The sequence below is a fragment of the Pseudoalteromonas atlantica genome (assembly GCF_043641955.1).
Lineage (GTDB): Bacteria > Pseudomonadota > Gammaproteobacteria > Enterobacterales > Alteromonadaceae > Pseudoalteromonas > Pseudoalteromonas atlantica_A.
In genome coordinates this window covers 105271-121116 of record NZ_JBHZRV010000002.1, presented here as the reverse complement: position 1 = coordinate 121116, position 15846 = coordinate 105271, and the positions used below count along the sequence as shown (strand labels likewise).

Annotated in this window: 12 protein-coding genes; 4 read left to right on the top strand and 8 right to left on the bottom strand. The window is 38.3% G+C overall.

The features are described from left to right. Positions 1–26: 26 nt before the first annotated feature. Positions 27–1817 (bottom strand): bifunctional isocitrate dehydrogenase kinase/phosphatase, encoded by a 1791-nt coding sequence (gene aceK, locus ACHUE3_RS04120; protein ID WP_394190483.1) that lies wholly within the window; start codon positions 1815–1817, stop codon positions 27–29. A 104-nt stretch (positions 1818–1921) separates the two neighbouring features. Here aceK and ACHUE3_RS04115 point away from each other — a divergent pair, with 104 nt between their 5' ends. Further along, a complete protein-coding gene (locus ACHUE3_RS04115) occupies positions 1922–2869 on the top strand; it encodes a LysR family transcriptional regulator (RefSeq protein ID WP_394190481.1) in 948 nt (315 codons plus the stop codon). Positions 2870–3013: 144 nt separating this feature from the next. After that, positions 3014–3463 (top strand): hypothetical protein, encoded by a 450-nt coding sequence (locus ACHUE3_RS04110; RefSeq protein WP_394191637.1) that lies wholly within the window; start codon positions 3014–3016, stop codon positions 3461–3463. Between the two features lies 1 nt (position 3464). On the opposite strand, the gene icd is transcribed toward ACHUE3_RS04110, so the two are convergent. The 6 genes from icd to ACHUE3_RS04080 all read right to left on the bottom strand — a co-directional run bounded on the left by icd (position 3465) and on the right by ACHUE3_RS04080 (position 13711). After that, positions 3465–4724 (bottom strand): NADP-dependent isocitrate dehydrogenase, encoded by a 1260-nt coding sequence (icd, locus tag ACHUE3_RS04105; protein ID WP_394190479.1) that lies wholly within the window; start codon positions 4722–4724, stop codon positions 3465–3467. 90 nt (positions 4725–4814) lie between these two features. Continuing rightward, complete coding sequence (locus tag ACHUE3_RS04100; protein WP_394190477.1) at positions 4815–7511, bottom strand: 7TM diverse intracellular signaling domain-containing protein; 2697 nt, start codon at positions 7509–7511, stop codon at positions 4815–4817. 28 nt (positions 7512–7539) lie between these two features. Then, positions 7540–9789: a TonB-dependent receptor gene (locus tag ACHUE3_RS04095; RefSeq protein ID WP_394190475.1), complete on the bottom strand. Its 2250-nt coding sequence runs from the start codon at positions 9787–9789 to the stop codon at positions 7540–7542. Between the two features lie 119 nt (positions 9790–9908). Then, positions 9909–12158 carry an NAD(P)-binding protein gene (locus ACHUE3_RS04090; protein WP_394190473.1) on the bottom strand — a complete coding sequence of 750 codons (2250 nt, stop codon included), beginning with the start codon at positions 12156–12158 and terminating at the stop codon, positions 9909–9911. A gap of 23 nt (positions 12159–12181) precedes the next feature. Then, positions 12182–13117, bottom strand: a complete 936-nt coding sequence (locus ACHUE3_RS04085; protein WP_394190471.1) for an acetoacetate decarboxylase family protein — start codon at positions 13115–13117, stop codon at positions 12182–12184. 39 nt (positions 13118–13156) lie between these two features. After that, the gene (locus tag ACHUE3_RS04080; protein WP_394190469.1) at positions 13157–13711 is read right to left on the bottom strand and encodes a dienelactone hydrolase family protein; all 555 of its coding nucleotides are present in this window, start codon (positions 13709–13711) and stop codon (positions 13157–13159) included. Positions 13712–14092: 381 nt separating this feature from the next. Here ACHUE3_RS04080 and ACHUE3_RS04075 point away from each other — a divergent pair, with 381 nt between their 5' ends. Both ACHUE3_RS04075 and ACHUE3_RS04070 read left to right on the top strand, forming a co-directional pair. Next, positions 14093–14260: a hypothetical protein gene (locus ACHUE3_RS04075; protein WP_167850818.1), complete on the top strand. Its 168-nt coding sequence runs from the start codon at positions 14093–14095 to the stop codon at positions 14258–14260. Between the two features lie 118 nt (positions 14261–14378). Next, the gene (locus ACHUE3_RS04070; RefSeq protein WP_394190467.1) at positions 14379–15230 is read left to right on the top strand and encodes a hypothetical protein; all 852 of its coding nucleotides are present in this window, start codon (positions 14379–14381) and stop codon (positions 15228–15230) included. Positions 15231–15267: 37 nt separating this feature from the next. Here the strand turns inward: ACHUE3_RS04070 and ACHUE3_RS04065 are convergent, their stop codons facing one another. After that, positions 15268–15846 (bottom strand): YceI family protein, encoded by a 579-nt coding sequence (locus ACHUE3_RS04065; RefSeq protein ID WP_394190465.1) that lies wholly within the window; start codon positions 15844–15846, stop codon positions 15268–15270.

The window sequence follows — 15846 nt, the reverse complement described above, 5'->3', positions numbered from 1 at the left end:
CTATCAGACTTGTGGCTAATTCGGTTTCATTTAAATCGCCAACTTTGTTTATATGGATATACATCGTATACCTCACCTGCCTGTATTTTTGCTTGGCAACTCTGCCAAAAACGAGCAGAAAATAAATCAACATGGTGGCGGTTAAACACTGCAAACGCAGCTGTATTAGCGCTAAAGAAAACGGTAAACTGACTAGGAAAAACATCGTTTTGTGCTATATCAAAATAGCTTTGTGCGCTAAGCTCATCTAACGGGTTATCACTGTTTGGCATGTCTCTGAAATTACATTCAACTAATGGACATATTTCATCATAATCATAAAAAACGACGCGCCCCCAACGGGTTACACCAAAGTTTTTCATTAACATGTCTCCTGGAAATATATTTGCACCAGCCAACTCTTTTATTGCTTTACCGTAATCAATCATCACGTTTTCAAGTTGTTGATTATCGCATTGATTCAAATATAGATTGAGGGGCGTCATTTTTCTCTCAACATACACATGTTTCAATATCACCGCTTTATCTGTAATAATCACACTACTGCCAATCACATTTTTCATCTCGGTTAGCAACTCATCACTAAAACGATTTAAGTCAAATGCTAAATACCTAAACTCATGGGTATCTACCAGCCGGCCCACTCTGTCAGCTTGTTTTACGAAATCGTACTTCGCCATGACCTGTGCTTTGGTGGCTGTTTTTGGTGCATTAAACTTATCTTTAATGACTTTATAAACATATTCAGAGCAAGGAGTTGTAAAAACCAGCATAACCATACCCGGTGTACCTGGAGCTGCAATGTATTTATCTGTCGGTGGGCTGTTTTTTGTTGTATCAACTTTGTAGCGGTAAAACTCTGTTTTAGCATGCTTTATGAAACCAATAGCATTAAATAACTCAAATCGTTGTTTATGAGGCATGAGTACACTTAGGTAATCGACATAACGCGCAGGCTGATCAGTATCAACCATAAAGTAAGTGCGCGCAAAACCAAATAGTAAACTCAACTGATCTGCGCCCATCATTACTGCGTCTAACTTTAGGCCTTCTTCAGTATTTAAAATGGCTACAGCAAACGGCATGTTATCACCATTTTTAGCAATGCACCGACCGATCAAGTAGCATGCTTTATTACGAAAAAACAGTGAGTTTGCATATTCTATATACCCGTCGTTCAAATTAATTAATTCATAAACTTGAGGACATTGTTGTTTCGCTCCTAACATCAACGTGCTTTGCAAAACAGATACGTCTTGTGAGAAATTATTAAATGGGGTTCTAAACGCCTGCGCTAATACCAGCTCAGTAACGGCACTAGCAAAACCACTTTTTAATGAAATACGCTTTACTAAGTTATCAAATGGTCGAGGGGCTGTGCGGTATTTAGCCTTTAAAACGAATAAGTGCACAGTACGGATTTTTCTATCATGCCATATAGCACCAAATGTAGAGTTAAAAAAGGTATGTGCTATTGGTTGATTTTCGTGATTATTTACCATTGCCGCGTAGATGTTTTTTGCCTGCTGCCAGATACGAGCATCATCGTATTCTTTGTATGCTATTAACTTAACCGCACTACTAACATTAGCAACTTGACGCTCATACACTTGCAGCCGGGCACGCATAGCGGCCTGAACATCATGCCATTGCCTTTGCTCAAAGCGGCTTTGAGCACCTAAAGTGATATTCAAAAACTCAGCAAACATCGCCTCAAAGCCAGCAAACACAGCTCGTGCAAGCTTCGTTGCAATAACTTCCTCGAGATTGCAGTTATGGGACTGATTTTTATTATGTTCAGGCTTTAAATTAGGCATATTTTTATCGCTTATAACGATTATTTTACATTAGCAGTTTACATACCATAGCAAGCAGGCTTAAATTTAGATAATTAATAAAGCGAATGAATAAGATTGATCAAATGAATATTAGGAATGTCGATCTCAACTTACTTGTCTACCTTAATGTGCTCATTGACGAGCAAAATGTTTCAAAAGCAGCAAATAAGCTCGCACTAACACAGCCTGCGATGAGTAATGCACTTAAACGGCTGCGTGATTTATTTGAGGATCCGTTGTTGGTTCGGGCAGCAGGTAATATGACCCCAACAGCAAAAGCGCTGAGCCTTAAACCCGAAATAGAAGCCTTATTAAAAATGGCAGAGGCAATCACTCAACCTAGCGAATTATTTAACCCTACCAATGCTGAACTTACTTTTAGAATAATGGCGAATGACTATTTAGAATCTACACTAGTCGCGCCTTTTATAACGTCTCAACTAGAGAAACACCCCGGACTCAATTTTGATGTACTTAGCCCCAGTGATGTAAACTTACAAGACATGGAAAAAGGAACAATAGACTTAGCCATAAATCGTTTTAATGGTATGCCCCGCTCATTCCATCAGGCAACTGTATGGCGAGATAATTACTGCTGCCTTACGCATCCTGCAAATAAATATTTAGACTCACCTGATTTAGAGCAATATTTAGCCGCTGAACATATTTGGGTCAATCGTGCTGGTTGGGGCGCTGAAGCCGCTGTCACAAATAAATCAGGCAGTCAGAAGCTTGGCTGGGTCGATGAAGCTCTTTGGCAATTAGAGCAAACTCGTCATATTCGTGTATTCACTCGCCATTACATGGTGGCAAGCTTACTCTGCCAATCAAAGAAACTCATTGCAACACTCCCGCGTAGACAAGCAATGCTGCTGGCAAAACACACCGATCTAGTCATTAGCCCAGTCCCTTTTCAGGTGGTGCCAATTGAAGTCAAGATGCTATGGAGTCCTTTACTGCACCACGCAAGCCCTCATCAATGGTTACGCCGCGAATTAATAAACTTTGCGAGCACTATTGCGGATAGATAAGTTGGTTGGGCTAGACCCAACCCCCTACTTATTGATTAAATCAATATCAGTTATTGAAAACAACAATTTCATTAATAGTGCTTCAGAGGCTAGAGTAAAGTCATACAAAATGATTCACTCACCTAACAAAGAGACATGATTATGATGCAAACTACAGCAAGCTTCACCCAACAAGATGGTTTATTCATTGATGGTAATTTACATACTTTTATCGAACAACAACTTTGCGAAAAAGCAACATTAACAAGTGAGTATGTGTACCAAGCGTTAGCAACATTAGTAGATGAATTTGGTTGTCAATGTCGTAAAAACAAACATCAGGATGATGATACTCTAGATGCCCAAACTTTATTACACGCGTACCAAGTTGAACACGCACACCCTCATTGCCACGTAGACGCACAAACAACAACAGCTGTGCTAGATGAGTATTGCTGTCAAGTGCCTGCAATTATTGTTGTTGCATTAATGGATACGCTAAGTGGTACGCCAAGTAATGAAGATGATGCACAAGAAATTTATCAACGTGCTGCCCAATTAACAAATCGTCCATGTATGTACCGCGCTGCATTTAAAAACGAAAATGCAGCTTAAATTATGATTGCTCAATACGCTCGATAATCTTCTTTGCAAACTCGCTGCAACTGAGGATTATCGCGCTATGACCGTGTTTTTCTAAATCAAACGTTATCTCATTTGCTTCAAATGTTGCTGATAATGCATTTTCAATCGCTTGTGCAGCTTCATGCCAATTCATAAACCGCAACATCATAACCGCACTTAAAATACTGCTTGTAGGATTTGCTTTATCTGTTCCTGCAATGCGTTCGAATGGGCCATGAGTTGGTTCAAAAAAAGCCACTTGACCATTCAAATTTGCAGCGGGCATAACTCCAATCCCCCCTACTTGGGCGGTTAACATATCAGCTAAATAATCCCCGTTTTGATTGGTTGTTACAACTACATCAAATTGCTCTGGGTGCATTAGGGCTTGCTGTAACATGTTATCAGCAATAACCTCTTTAATAATTAGCGATGGCGCGTGTTCTCTTTCAATAATTAACCAGCGACCATTTTCATGTGGGATAGCACCATATTCTCGCTTTGCTAACTCATAGCCCCAACGCTTAAATGCACCGTCTGTAAATTTTAAAACATTTCCTTTGTGAACCACTGTAAGCGACTCACTTTTTTGCTCTAATGCATACTCAAGCGCATAACGCATGACTCGCTCAGAACCTTCTTTAGATATGTTTTTAATTCCGATGCCGCATTGTTGGTCAAACCGTAAACGAGTAACGCCCATTTCTTGGCATAAGAAATCTAAGATTTTCTCAGCCTCAACACTGCCCGCTTGCCACTCAATTCCAGAATAGACATCTTCAGAGCTATCACGAATGACGACGATGTTTGTTTTTTCTGGATGCTTTAATGGTGAAGGTAATGCGCTATAACCTTTAATGGGACGTATGTTGACGAATAAATCCATTTCTTGTCGAAGTGCAACATTGAGAGATCTAAAACCACCACCAAGCGGTGTTGTGAGCGGCCCCTTTATTGCCAATTTAAACTGCCTTACAGCATGTATTGTTTCTTGAGGAAACCAATCACCATCGTATAGCTTTGCTGCTTTTTCACCATTATAAACTTCGAGCCAATGAATTTTTCGTTTGTTTTTGTAACAATGGGCAACTGCATGATTTACCAAATTACGCATGACTGGGGAAATGTCTTGGCCTACGCCATCACCATCGATAAACGTAATAATAGGGTTGTCAGGAATGAGCCACTGCCCCTGATCATTAATAGTAATTTGCTCGCCATTTTTAGGCACTGATATATGTTGATACTGCATACGCCCCCCTGCAAGAAAATATATTTAAGCATGGCCGTAGCACATTGTCTTTAGCTAAAGAAGAATAATGATTATTCAACGGCTAAATAGTCAGTTAGGTGTTTCTTCAACTAAGATCTCATCAATAGCAGCGAGTAATGCATGAACACGCTGACTATCAAAAGTAACCGAATCAGATTTAAGTAACCTATCAAGTTCAACTGCTTGTTGATAAAGCGGTTGGCAATCAAACATGCCTGCTGTCCCTTTGATCATGTGAACACTTTGTGCAAACCCTTTCATATCTGCATTATGAAACTGATCAAGTAAGGTATCTCGCTGCGCTTTTAGACCACAGATATAATCTTTTTTTAGTAACTCAAACTCATGCTCTGGCAGTTTTACGTCATCTGCAATGTCAATATCGAGGTAACTGGCAATTTTATGACTGAATTTTGTTCTATCGATTGGTTTTGCAATGTGATCAATAAAGCCTTGTTTTAAGTAACGCTCGACTTCGTTTTTCATAGTGTTTGCTGTTAATGCAACAATAGGGGTAGTCAGCCCCGTCGCTTGCATAATATGAATAGCTTGCTCACCGTCCATAATTGGCATTTGAATATCAAGCAAAATCAAATCAAAGTGCTCATCCAAAGTCGCTTGTACAGCATCTTGCCCATTCTCTACAGCAGTGACAGTTAAACCCATTCGTTCTAAGATTCGTTTGATCAATTGTCGGTTTTCAGGGTGGTCTTCTGCCACTAGCACTTCACCAACCAAATTTCGCTGTAAATTATCAGGCGCTGTATTTTTCACGTCGTCTTTGCGTATTTCATCAAATGAATCAACCCAATGGGTTCGCTCAGTTGTGTATAATGCTAACGCCAAACAAAATTCACTACCACTGCCTACTTCTGAATGAACTGTTATTTCTCCATCAAGCTTGGTCGCTAAGTTTTTAGAAATATTTAAACCCAGACCGGTGCCACCGTACTTGCGTGAAATGGATGAATCAGCTTGATAAAAAGGCGTAAACAGCTCCTTTTGCTCTTTATCTGTCATACCAATACCGGTGTCTTTCACTTTTATTTTGAGTTTGTTTTTCGAGCAGCTAACAAGCAATTGAATATGGCCAACTGTTGTGAATTTAAGCGCATTAGTTGCTAGGTTGAGCAGTATCTGTCTTAATCTAGTTGGGTCACACACAATCCAATCAGGCAAAGGGAATTCATAATCAACTTTAAATTTTAAGCCTTTATCGCGAATTTGCTTACCTAACAACGATTCTATTTCGGCGATAGTGGCAAACAAATCAGTCTCAACAAGTTCAATTTCTAATCGGTTTGCTTCTATCTTCGACATATCAAGTATGTCATTGATTAAACCAAGTACATGGCGACTATTTTGTAAAATAACGCGTATTCCATGATTACGCTCGTGCGGCTTTATATCACCTAAAATTATGCCATCAGCATAACCAATGATAGAAGTCATAGGGGTTCGTATTTCGTGGCTCATATTAGCTAAGAAGCGGCTTTTAGCCTCACTGGCGTCACGTAGCTCTTCAGCTAATTGTTGTAATTCTTGAGTGCGAAGTTGTACCTTTTGCTCTAGGTTTTTGGTCAATTCAACGTTACTATCATGTAGCAAGCTAAATTTGTTTGCTACTGCAAAAGCAAGCAACATAGCGTCCAGTGAAGTACCAATCAAACCCAGTAAATACAGATCCATCGAGACAGGTTCAATTAAACCTAAATTCGTTAAATTACCAATCATATTGGGAATGGCCATAGCCAAATACGCTAATACAAAGTAACGCGCCGGTTTAAACCCACTCATCCAACTTCTTATACCAACAACCATCCCTAAACACAGTGTTGCACCTGTGACTAAAGTCGCCCAAATAAAACCAAAACCAGGCCACACCACTGCAAAAGGAACCCCTGCTGTTGCAATGATGCCTAACCCAATTGATAAACTTGAAAGCTTTGGAGAAGTTTCTTTTAATTTAAGTAGACTATTAAAAAATAAAATATTTGTTAGTGGGATTAAAGTAAAACCAATCCAGTGAAGATGGGCACTATAAAAGCCAAATATTTGATCTGGGATATGAAAAAACTGGCTCCATGCGAAAACCCAGCACGCTGTAAATAGCGCATAGTAAAGGTGCGTAACATCCCGCGCACCAAAATAAATGAGTAGATTATATAACCCTAATGCAATGCCAACACCAAAACAAAGCAACATGATCATATTGTCAGAAGTAATTTTTTTAAAAAATACGTCGTAAGGTTTGAGTACTAATTTAGGTGGTGTATAAAAGTAATCACTTTGAAATTTCGCAATTAATATGTAGGGTGTACCAGGCGATAATTGCACTTTATTACCATAGTGAAATGCAAACTCGTTAGGTGATAAGCCGCCAGTTTCATAGCGTTTTACTGGTTGCTGGGCATCCGACATATCATAAATACGTGTTTCAATTTTTGAAAGCAACGTGTTGTATGGGTATAGCACAAGCTCATTAAAATCCGTTTTGTTTTGTAAATGAATAACAAACCAAAAACTACCGCCAAAAAAAGTGGTTCTTGTTTGCGGCTGCTTGCCTTGCAACCACGCATCAACTTCAAAGCTATTACGAGGAAATGAGCCATTAACTACTTCAAGCACTTGCCCTTTTTGCAATAAATTAGTTTTACTTTCTTGTTCAGTGTAATTGAACCGCTCAGGTGCGATGGCAACAACTAAGTTACTAAAAAACAGAAATAAAAAACAAAGTAATACTTTTAGCATTGCCTGTCTTGGCATACTTACACCTTAAATTATAAACGCGCAGTTAAAACTGATAACTAATATCCAGCCCGTAACGTCGACCCTCACCTTTAAAATCTTCAAGCATGCCAAGGAAAGAGCTTAAATCAAATTTTAAATGACTATATTGTGTATCAAACAAGTTTTTACCCCATAAAGCAAATCCCCAGTTATCTATTTGATACTGCAAATTTGCATTCACAATGCTATATCCATCTTGCATAGCATAAGGGTTTTGATTTTGGTCAAAATAATACTCTGATTGATAGTCCACAATTAATTGAGCTTTTAATGGGTTACTTGCTAAATCTGCATTATATTCAACACCTGCACTGAGATTCCATTCAGAGGTAAATGGTAAGCGGTTATCTGTTAACGCATTGCCTAGGGGATCAACATACTCTTCAAATTCAGCGTGAGGAATGTAACCCATAGCAAATTTAATATTAAGCGCGTCGGTTATCCAATAATCTAATTCAGCCTCAACGCCGTAAATAACTGAGTCAGCAACATTTTCTAATAATTGAACGGGTGGGCTTTGTTCAAAGGCTGAAGGTTGATTCATAAAAACTTGCTGGTCATTATAATCATAGTAAAAAGCCGCCCAGTTAAAGCGAATACCTTGTTGTGGCCACCATGATTTACTGCCAACTTCGTGAGCGTTTAATCGCTCTTTCTGGTAATCGGCTAATTGAGCTTGTTCAACAGATGATAAAAACCCACCATTATATCCCCCACTTTTTGCGCCATTTGCAAAACGATAATAGGCATATGTTGAGTCATTAACCTTGTAATTAACGCCTAACTGTCCAGAAAACCCATTATCTGATTGACTGCCTTTTACATGATAAAAAGGAACTACAACACCTTTTAAATCAGTGGGGTCAACCACAACATTAAGAGTAGAAACCGAGTCATAATCGAGTGATTCATACGAGTAACGAAGGCCGGCCGTTATTAACCATTTTTCGTTTACTTGAAAATCAATCTGACTAAACGCGGCTATGGTCTGATTTTGTATTTCATTATCGTAGAAAAAGGTAGCAGTTAAGTTTGTTGGCAAAATACCACGATAATCACGCAAAATATCATTAACATTATTCTGCCCTATCGACTCATCAGAAAAATAGAGCCCCGTTGTTATAAAATGCTCACCGAGTTTTGACTGTAAACGCAGTTCTTGCGTTACAAGATGAGTGTCTAAACCTAAGCTTCCTTCACATAATCGAGCGGGTGAACCGTCGCAATTAAATGCATGAAAGCGTTCAAGGGTGTTGTAGCTGGTCAAAGAGATAAATTCATTGTTAGAGTCTAGCTGCCAATTTAAATGCGCACTCACTCCTTTACCATCCGTTGAGTGGGGAGAATTATTATTAACACTCACAGTGTAAAAATCATCACTTCCATCATTAAAACCAAAGTTATCGAAACAAGTCGTTGAGCCCGCTTGCGCAGGAGTACATCGCTCTCCTGTAAGTGGATTTGCAATTATACCAATGCTTCCAACAGGCTGAACAATGCCATCCCAATCAGAAATGTGGCCTTTGATTAATACTTGCACAGTATCAAAATCAGCTAAAAAAGAAACACGACCATTTATTTGCTCCATCCCAGCAGTTGGGGCATCAAAATAAATGTTATTGGTCGAATAATCATAGTCTTGGTGATTTAGTGCTACACGAACAGCTGTGTTCTCACTGATGGGTAAATTAAACATAGCATCGAGGCTTGATGAATTGTTATTAGCAGCGCCTGCTGTTATGTAACCACTTTGCTCAAACTCTGGGCGTTTAGAGCGAATAAGGATAGCTCCGCCAGTGGAGTTACGGCCAAATAGTGTTCCTTGTGGACCACGCAAAATATCTACCTGCTCTATATCAAACAGATTAACTATTTGATTGCTCGCAGAACCTACAGCAATGTCATCAATATACATGGCCACTGGAGATGTATTTGCCGTATTATAATCAACCAAGCCTACACCACGGATATTAACGGCAGGTGGAGTACCTTCCGCTGCATTTTGGCTAATTTTTAAATTTGGAGCAAATACAGATAACTCCGTAGAATCTTTAAAATGTTGAGCTTTTAGAGCGTCGCCTTTTACAGTACTGACTGCAATACCAACTTCTTCAATTTTTTGCGCTCGCTTCTGCGCATAAACCTCGATAACTTCCATATCACTTTTATGCAGAATATCATCATTTTCAATAGCTTGAATATAAAGCGGAAGAATCAAACCTGATGAGCATATCAACCATATGTTTTTTGTCATAAAGTTACCTTGGTTATAAATGTGCAAAGACCATATTCAAATATGTATGTAAACATACTGTTATATGGTCAATTATAGACTAATCCATCGACTAAAACCGCTGCGATAAGAAAGATTAATTAATTATTGCTGGGTTCAAAGGCATTTTCCCCACTTATGTTTTCAGGATAGTTACATATTGCCCGAGAGGTTTGCATTCCTGCCATAACAGCAGCTTCAACACAACCAGCATTTACGCCTGTTTTTATCCAGTCACCTGTAATAAATAAGTTGGTAAATTTAGTTTCATTGGTTGCCAACCTATATTTACTTGAACCTGTTACAGACAAAACATAACGTTCACTGGGATCAACGTTGACGCGCCAATATTGCTCATCAAGAGATGATTTATCAGCTTGCCCTGATCCATATAATACTGACCAATCGAATTCTTTGTGCTGATAAGCCAAAGGCCATAACGGCTGCATATTATTTTCTAACATGCTTTCAAGGTTTTCTTTTACTTGTGCTTTTGCGCTTACTACGAATTCATGATCGCTCTGAGGTGGGTACTCATCACAAGGAAAAGCACTGCAAAAATAAGCAATATTTACCGGGGAAGAGTTAAGTGGCCATTGCTCTTTATCTATTAAGTTTGACATTGCGGCCCATGTATCAAAAGGCTCGCTAAAACCGCTTAGAATAGGTCCCTCTTCACTTGCTGGCATATATTGCCAACCCAGCTGTTGATCTGTTTTTGTAAGCCATAACTGTGCAGCTTGAGTTGCTACCGTTTTAACATTTTTAGCTTGAGCAAGAAACGAACTATCTAGTTCTAATAGTTCAGGACAAACATGCTCAAGTGATGCCACAGAAACACCCAAAATCAGTTTGTCAAAATCATCATTAACTCTTAAAGTTTTAATGGGTAGCGGCCTGCCATAAAAGGCTTGGTATTTTGCTGGCCAATCACTCCAAAATGATTCTAAATTAATATTATATTGCTGTAATAAAGTGGCTTGTTCTGAATTTAATTGATCGTAAATTGGTTCACTTGGCCAACACGGCAAATTTTTTATATTAACGAGAGGCTGGTATTCTGCTGCTGAATTTAATGATACTTGCTGTTGTAATTCAATTGTATTAACAATGTACTCGCCCTGAGCATTTAGGCTTGGAGTGAGGTTTTGTAATTGATGGAAATATTCAAACTTAACGCCTCTTTTTTGCAACAATTCGTACAAAGGAGCAAAAATCACATCCCCCATTCCAGCTTGCATTTTCCACATTACGCCACCTCGATAACACAAGGCTATACGCAACATAGCAAGTGCAGCAACTCCCGCCTCAACATTAGGCTTACTAAAGTCGCCCTTTGGATAAGCAAACACTAAATCATAAAAGCCACGCACCGGTGCAGAATTCACACTATACTGCACATTTGCGCCGTTTCTTGTTAGCCACTGTCTAAAGTCGTATTTATTAATTACACCAAATCCATCACGGTATACTTTATCTTTTACAAGACCAACCAACATAGCTATCGCCAAATCTGCACAAATATATAATCGTCTCAGATCAGAGTTGTCATCTAATAAATCACTAATTTCGCTGTTTAACCAACGTTTTAGCTTTCTAACCACGTACCAGATAACAAGGCCGTCTTTTTTTTCATCGCCTTGTGGGTTTAACGTTTGCTGGCCGTGAACAAAGTGATTGAGTTTAGTAATTAACAAATTCGGGGTTGAGCTTATCTCATTAGCTTGCTGCTCTATGTCATTTGCAAATTGCTGCCACAACTGCTCCGTATCATCGACTAAATCTCCTAACTGCTGTTGCAAGTGACGCAATAGGGATTGATCACGTGTTTTTTTTGTTTTTAGTAGCGTACTTTTATTAGCATTTACTGCGGTAGTTTGTATGTCAGCTATCCATTTTTTTAGCCACGCCAGCGTCATTTTTACAAAATCCCACGCTGTAATATCAAGGCTTCCTTGTGCTGGGTTACCTGGAAGTAAGGGAAAGTCTAAAGGCCAAGTTTGCCATGTTGATTCAATGTATTCTTCAAGTGCTACAAAACTGTGCGGTTTTAAAGCCTGTTGCCAAGTTGGTAATGAGCAACTTTCAGGCCTTTGCAATTTATCATATACAGTTTCGATGGTTTTAAAACTATTAACATAAGCACCAAACCAGACATGTAAACCATGTTCTTCTATTCGTTGTCCGTACTTTGCATTTCGTCCACTGGCTCCTTTACCGCCTAAACGCCAACCTTGTTGGTAAACAGTAATGCTTCGGTGCTGCTGCCAGTCTTCTTGCTCTGTAAGATACAGCGCCGCAGTCATTGCAGATACGCCACCACCTATGATGACTATTTTTTCTTCATTCATATTACTTCCTTTATAACTTATTTTTAAAGCTGGCTTGCCGGTAGCTGATCAAAGTCCATTTGAATGTAAAATGGTAGGTGCAGAGGTTGACTCCCTAGTTTTAAGCCAAACATATCGGCAAGAGGAAAACTGTCCAACTGAGTTAGATTTAGAGTGAAGTCTGATTTTAAAAGTTTAAGTTTATGTACCTTTTTTATTTCAGATGGTGAGTGCATTACTGATTGGTAAACTGCATTTTCACCCTCCCCATCTGGAAATTGCTTAAATAGAATTTGATCCATTTGTGGGTTGATAAAACCTTTAAGTAGCTGTTTAATCAAAGATAGATCAATCCCAAAATGAGTGCCTTCAAAGAGGTTAGCGACCTGTTCACCAAAGTCATCAAGTACAGATAAAAATGAGTTATCTTCTTTATTAATCATTTGTGTAATAGAAAACAATTCATGCATTTGTAACTTTGAGTTTGGAGAGAATTGTTTGAAACATGCTAAAGAAATAGAAAATGGCGAAAGCGCTGATACTGAGCTTGGCATTTCATATTCACACAAATATTTATTGTAGCCCCATGTTTCTCGACCATTAATAAGTGCATAAATATTGTTTACACATATAAAAGCAGGATACCAATATAGATGACTTATATCACCGTGTTCAACTTTTACAGTGGGCAACCAGATAATGATGTCGGTTTCTTGCATCCAACCGTGGTTATTAAAAGGTGGGGTAACCGAAGCTATTTTTTCAATATCAGTAAAGGTAATAAGTGCGAACTCTCCCAAAGCCTTAAAACTCATAGTATCTGTGGCTGCTATATTGAGTGTGGAATCGATGTATTGTTGTACTTTTTCTACTTCAACTTCGGCGAAAAACCCATACATATTAGCGTTGGTCATTCTGCATGGTGGTTTGGCTATGGGATTCGATAAGAAGTGTTGGTAAGGCGTTGTTGATTTATTCATGACACTTAAATTCCATTAAAAAAAATAAGTATAGCTGAATTAATTAGGGTTGTTTTGAGGTAACAAATATCGGCAAAGTTGTTGATAACCAGCACTATTAAACCCTGTAGAAAGCGGATTCATGAACCCATGTTTATAATCAGTCACTGTGCACATTATTTGTTTTTGCGCACTCAACCCCTTTATCACGTGGTGAATGTCAAAATGTTGCTCATTAGTAAATATTAATTCACACGGAATAGGAGAAATAACATCAATGTAATGACGAACTTGATTTGGGTAAAATGCAATGAGCTTTTTAATATGTGGGTTATTCACGTGCGCTATACTTCGCCAAGCAGCAGCACCACCTGCACTAAAAGCAATCACAGTCGTGGCCGTAGCAATATTTTCGAAAATTGAATTAAGCTTATTAGCGTAACCATTATGATTACATTTGCTCATAAAATGTGCGTATTGTTGTTCATCATCAGTGACGGCTTGTAACTCTCCATTATAAGGGTCAACTATGAGGTGGTCAGTATTGAACTGCTTAGCAAAATGAGAAAGGTGTGCTGTTTTACCAAAAATATCACTGACAAAAATATATTTCATTTCTTAAAACTACTGCTTACTAATTAAACTTACCCAATAACGTTACATCGAAAACCATACAAACTCCAGATAAATTTAAATTAAGCTTGTAAAGCTAGAAATTAAAATGTAATATTATCGCTTGGCTGTAAAAAAGCCCTCGCGGTTAACCCCTTTACCCTGATCCAGTAAGCCCGCAAATACGTATATTATAAAGCTAAGTTATCGTACGGCGAGAACCCTAATTCAGAATACGTCATATTTTTAGATATGTTCGCATAAATGTCATAAAGATCGTCAACACTGTAATGAAGCTAAACACAACATAGTCGTCTAATTGTGCTTTTGAGCTAAATAAAAGATTAGCAGCACAAAGATAACAAGAAAAAAGTGAGTTTTATTATGTCTTATAGTTATAACGGATCTATGATCCAAATTGCCCATCCGGTGCAATCAATTTCAGTGAATAAACAACGTGTTATTTTTTCAGATACACAAGGTCTTAAAAATGCCTTATTCACCAAAGCAAGTGATGCACGTCAATTTGTTAAGTGGTTAAAAGCTAACTAATCAATATTGATATGTATTCAAATACGATATTCGCCAGCATATGCTGGCGTTTTACTTTCTCAAGCTAAAATTATCCTGCTACACTAATTAAATGAGCCTGTAAATTAGTAGTACTTATATGTGTCGTAGCATTTTACTTTTCATGTTTCTTTTCACTTTGCCCGCGTCTGCCACAAGTAAAACTATCAATTGGGTTGTCGTTGATTTTGCCCCTTATTATATTTTATCAGACCAATTTATCGGCACAGGCAGAGATGAAAGTGTTATTTCATTATTAGAGCAAGAATTACCCAGCTATACTTTCAATCGTGTTATTTTCCCTTCTAGCCGCGCATTACTAGAAGTATCCAATCCTAATAAAACCTATTGTATGCTTTCCCTTTACCAAAGTGAGCACCGCCGTCAACACATTACATTCAGTGAAGAAAGCTCTACGATCGGTTTATCACCGTCCGTTGCAATTCATAAAAACTTAATTGATAAACTTAAGTTAGATCAACAGATACCTCAGTCCTTTAATTCATTATTGAACAATAAAAAGCTCACTTTGGGTATTTCAATGAGTCGCTCTTATGGTCTTGAAATTGATAAAGTGATTAATAATAGTGCTGATGCATCTATCATCATTCGCCCAGGTAGAGATACACTTTCAAGCCTCACTTATATGTTAAATAAGCAAAGAATAGATATATTGTTAGGCTACCCGAGTGAACACTTTTATATGGCTAAAACAATGGGTTTTGATACTGAATTGACTCAATTACAACTTCAAGAGGCATCAGATTTTAGTTTGGGTTACATTGGTTGCACTAATACTGAACAGGGTAAGGAACATATTGCAGTGCTAAATAAGGCCCTTAGAGGGATAAAACAAACTAAAGCATATAGAGATATTTTACTTCGGTGGCTACCTGATCATTTAAGACCTATTTTAGCCCACCACTTACACAGAAACGCCTCACGAAAATGAGGCGCTTATTTGCATTTTACTGTTAAAAAATCGAAGATTACTTTCGAATACCTTCAATATATAAACCGATATCAACGTGTGTTGATGCTGGGCCTAAATTATAGTCTATTCCATAGTCTGCTAACTTAAGGCTTGTTTCGCCTTCAAACCCAACGCGATAGCCACCCCAAGGGTCTTTACCTTCACCAATTTTATCAATTTCAAATGTAATAGTTTTAGTTACGCCGTGCAGAGTAAATTCACCGGTTACATTCGCTTCATCGCCATCATCATCAAACTTTATTGATGTGCTTTTAAAGCTCGCATTTGGGAATTTATCAACATTTAAAAAGTCACCGCCACGTAAATGCTTGTCGCGCTCTGCATGATTCGAATCGATGCTTTTTGTATCAATATTAACCATAATCGTTGATGCATTTGGATTTTTAGCGTCATAACTAAATTCACCGTCAAATGTATTAAAACGACCATGTAGCCAGCTGTATCCTAAATGCTTAATTTTAAAATTAACGAACGCATGAGCACCTTTTGTATCAATAACGTAATCTGCTGCTTGTGCGGCTGTGGCACCAAAAAGTGTTGCAGCAACAGCTGCGCTAACAAGTAATTTTTTCAT

Coding starts and splice junctions, on each gene's coding strand:
- aceK (WP_394190483.1), bottom strand. CDS start 1,817: ATGCCTAATTTAAAGCCTGAACATAATAAAAATCAGTCCCATAACTGC.
- ACHUE3_RS04115 (WP_394190481.1), top strand. CDS start 1,922: ATGAATATTAGGAATGTCGATCTCAACTTACTTGTCTACCTTAATGTG.
- ACHUE3_RS04110 (WP_394191637.1), top strand. CDS start 3,014: ATGCAAACTACAGCAAGCTTCACCCAACAAGATGGTTTATTCATTGAT.
- icd (WP_394190479.1), bottom strand. CDS start 4,724: ATGCAGTATCAACATATATCAGTGCCTAAAAATGGCGAGCAAATTACT.
- ACHUE3_RS04100 (WP_394190477.1), bottom strand. CDS start 7,511: ATGCCAAGACAGGCAATGCTAAAAGTATTACTTTGTTTTTTATTTCTG.
- ACHUE3_RS04095 (WP_394190475.1), bottom strand. CDS start 9,789: ATGACAAAAAACATATGGTTGATATGCTCATCAGGTTTGATTCTTCCG.
- ACHUE3_RS04090 (WP_394190473.1), bottom strand. CDS start 12,158: ATGAATGAAGAAAAAATAGTCATCATAGGTGGTGGCGTATCTGCAATG.
- ACHUE3_RS04085 (WP_394190471.1), bottom strand. CDS start 13,117: ATGAATAAATCAACAACGCCTTACCAACACTTCTTATCGAATCCCATA.
- ACHUE3_RS04080 (WP_394190469.1), bottom strand. CDS start 13,711: ATGAAATATATTTTTGTCAGTGATATTTTTGGTAAAACAGCACACCTT.
- ACHUE3_RS04075 (WP_167850818.1), top strand. CDS start 14,093: ATGTCTTATAGTTATAACGGATCTATGATCCAAATTGCCCATCCGGTG.
- ACHUE3_RS04070 (WP_394190467.1), top strand. CDS start 14,379: ATGTGTCGTAGCATTTTACTTTTCATGTTTCTTTTCACTTTGCCCGCG.
- ACHUE3_RS04065 (WP_394190465.1), bottom strand. CDS start 15,846: ATGAAAAAATTACTTGTTAGCGCAGCTGTTGCTGCAACACTTTTTGGT.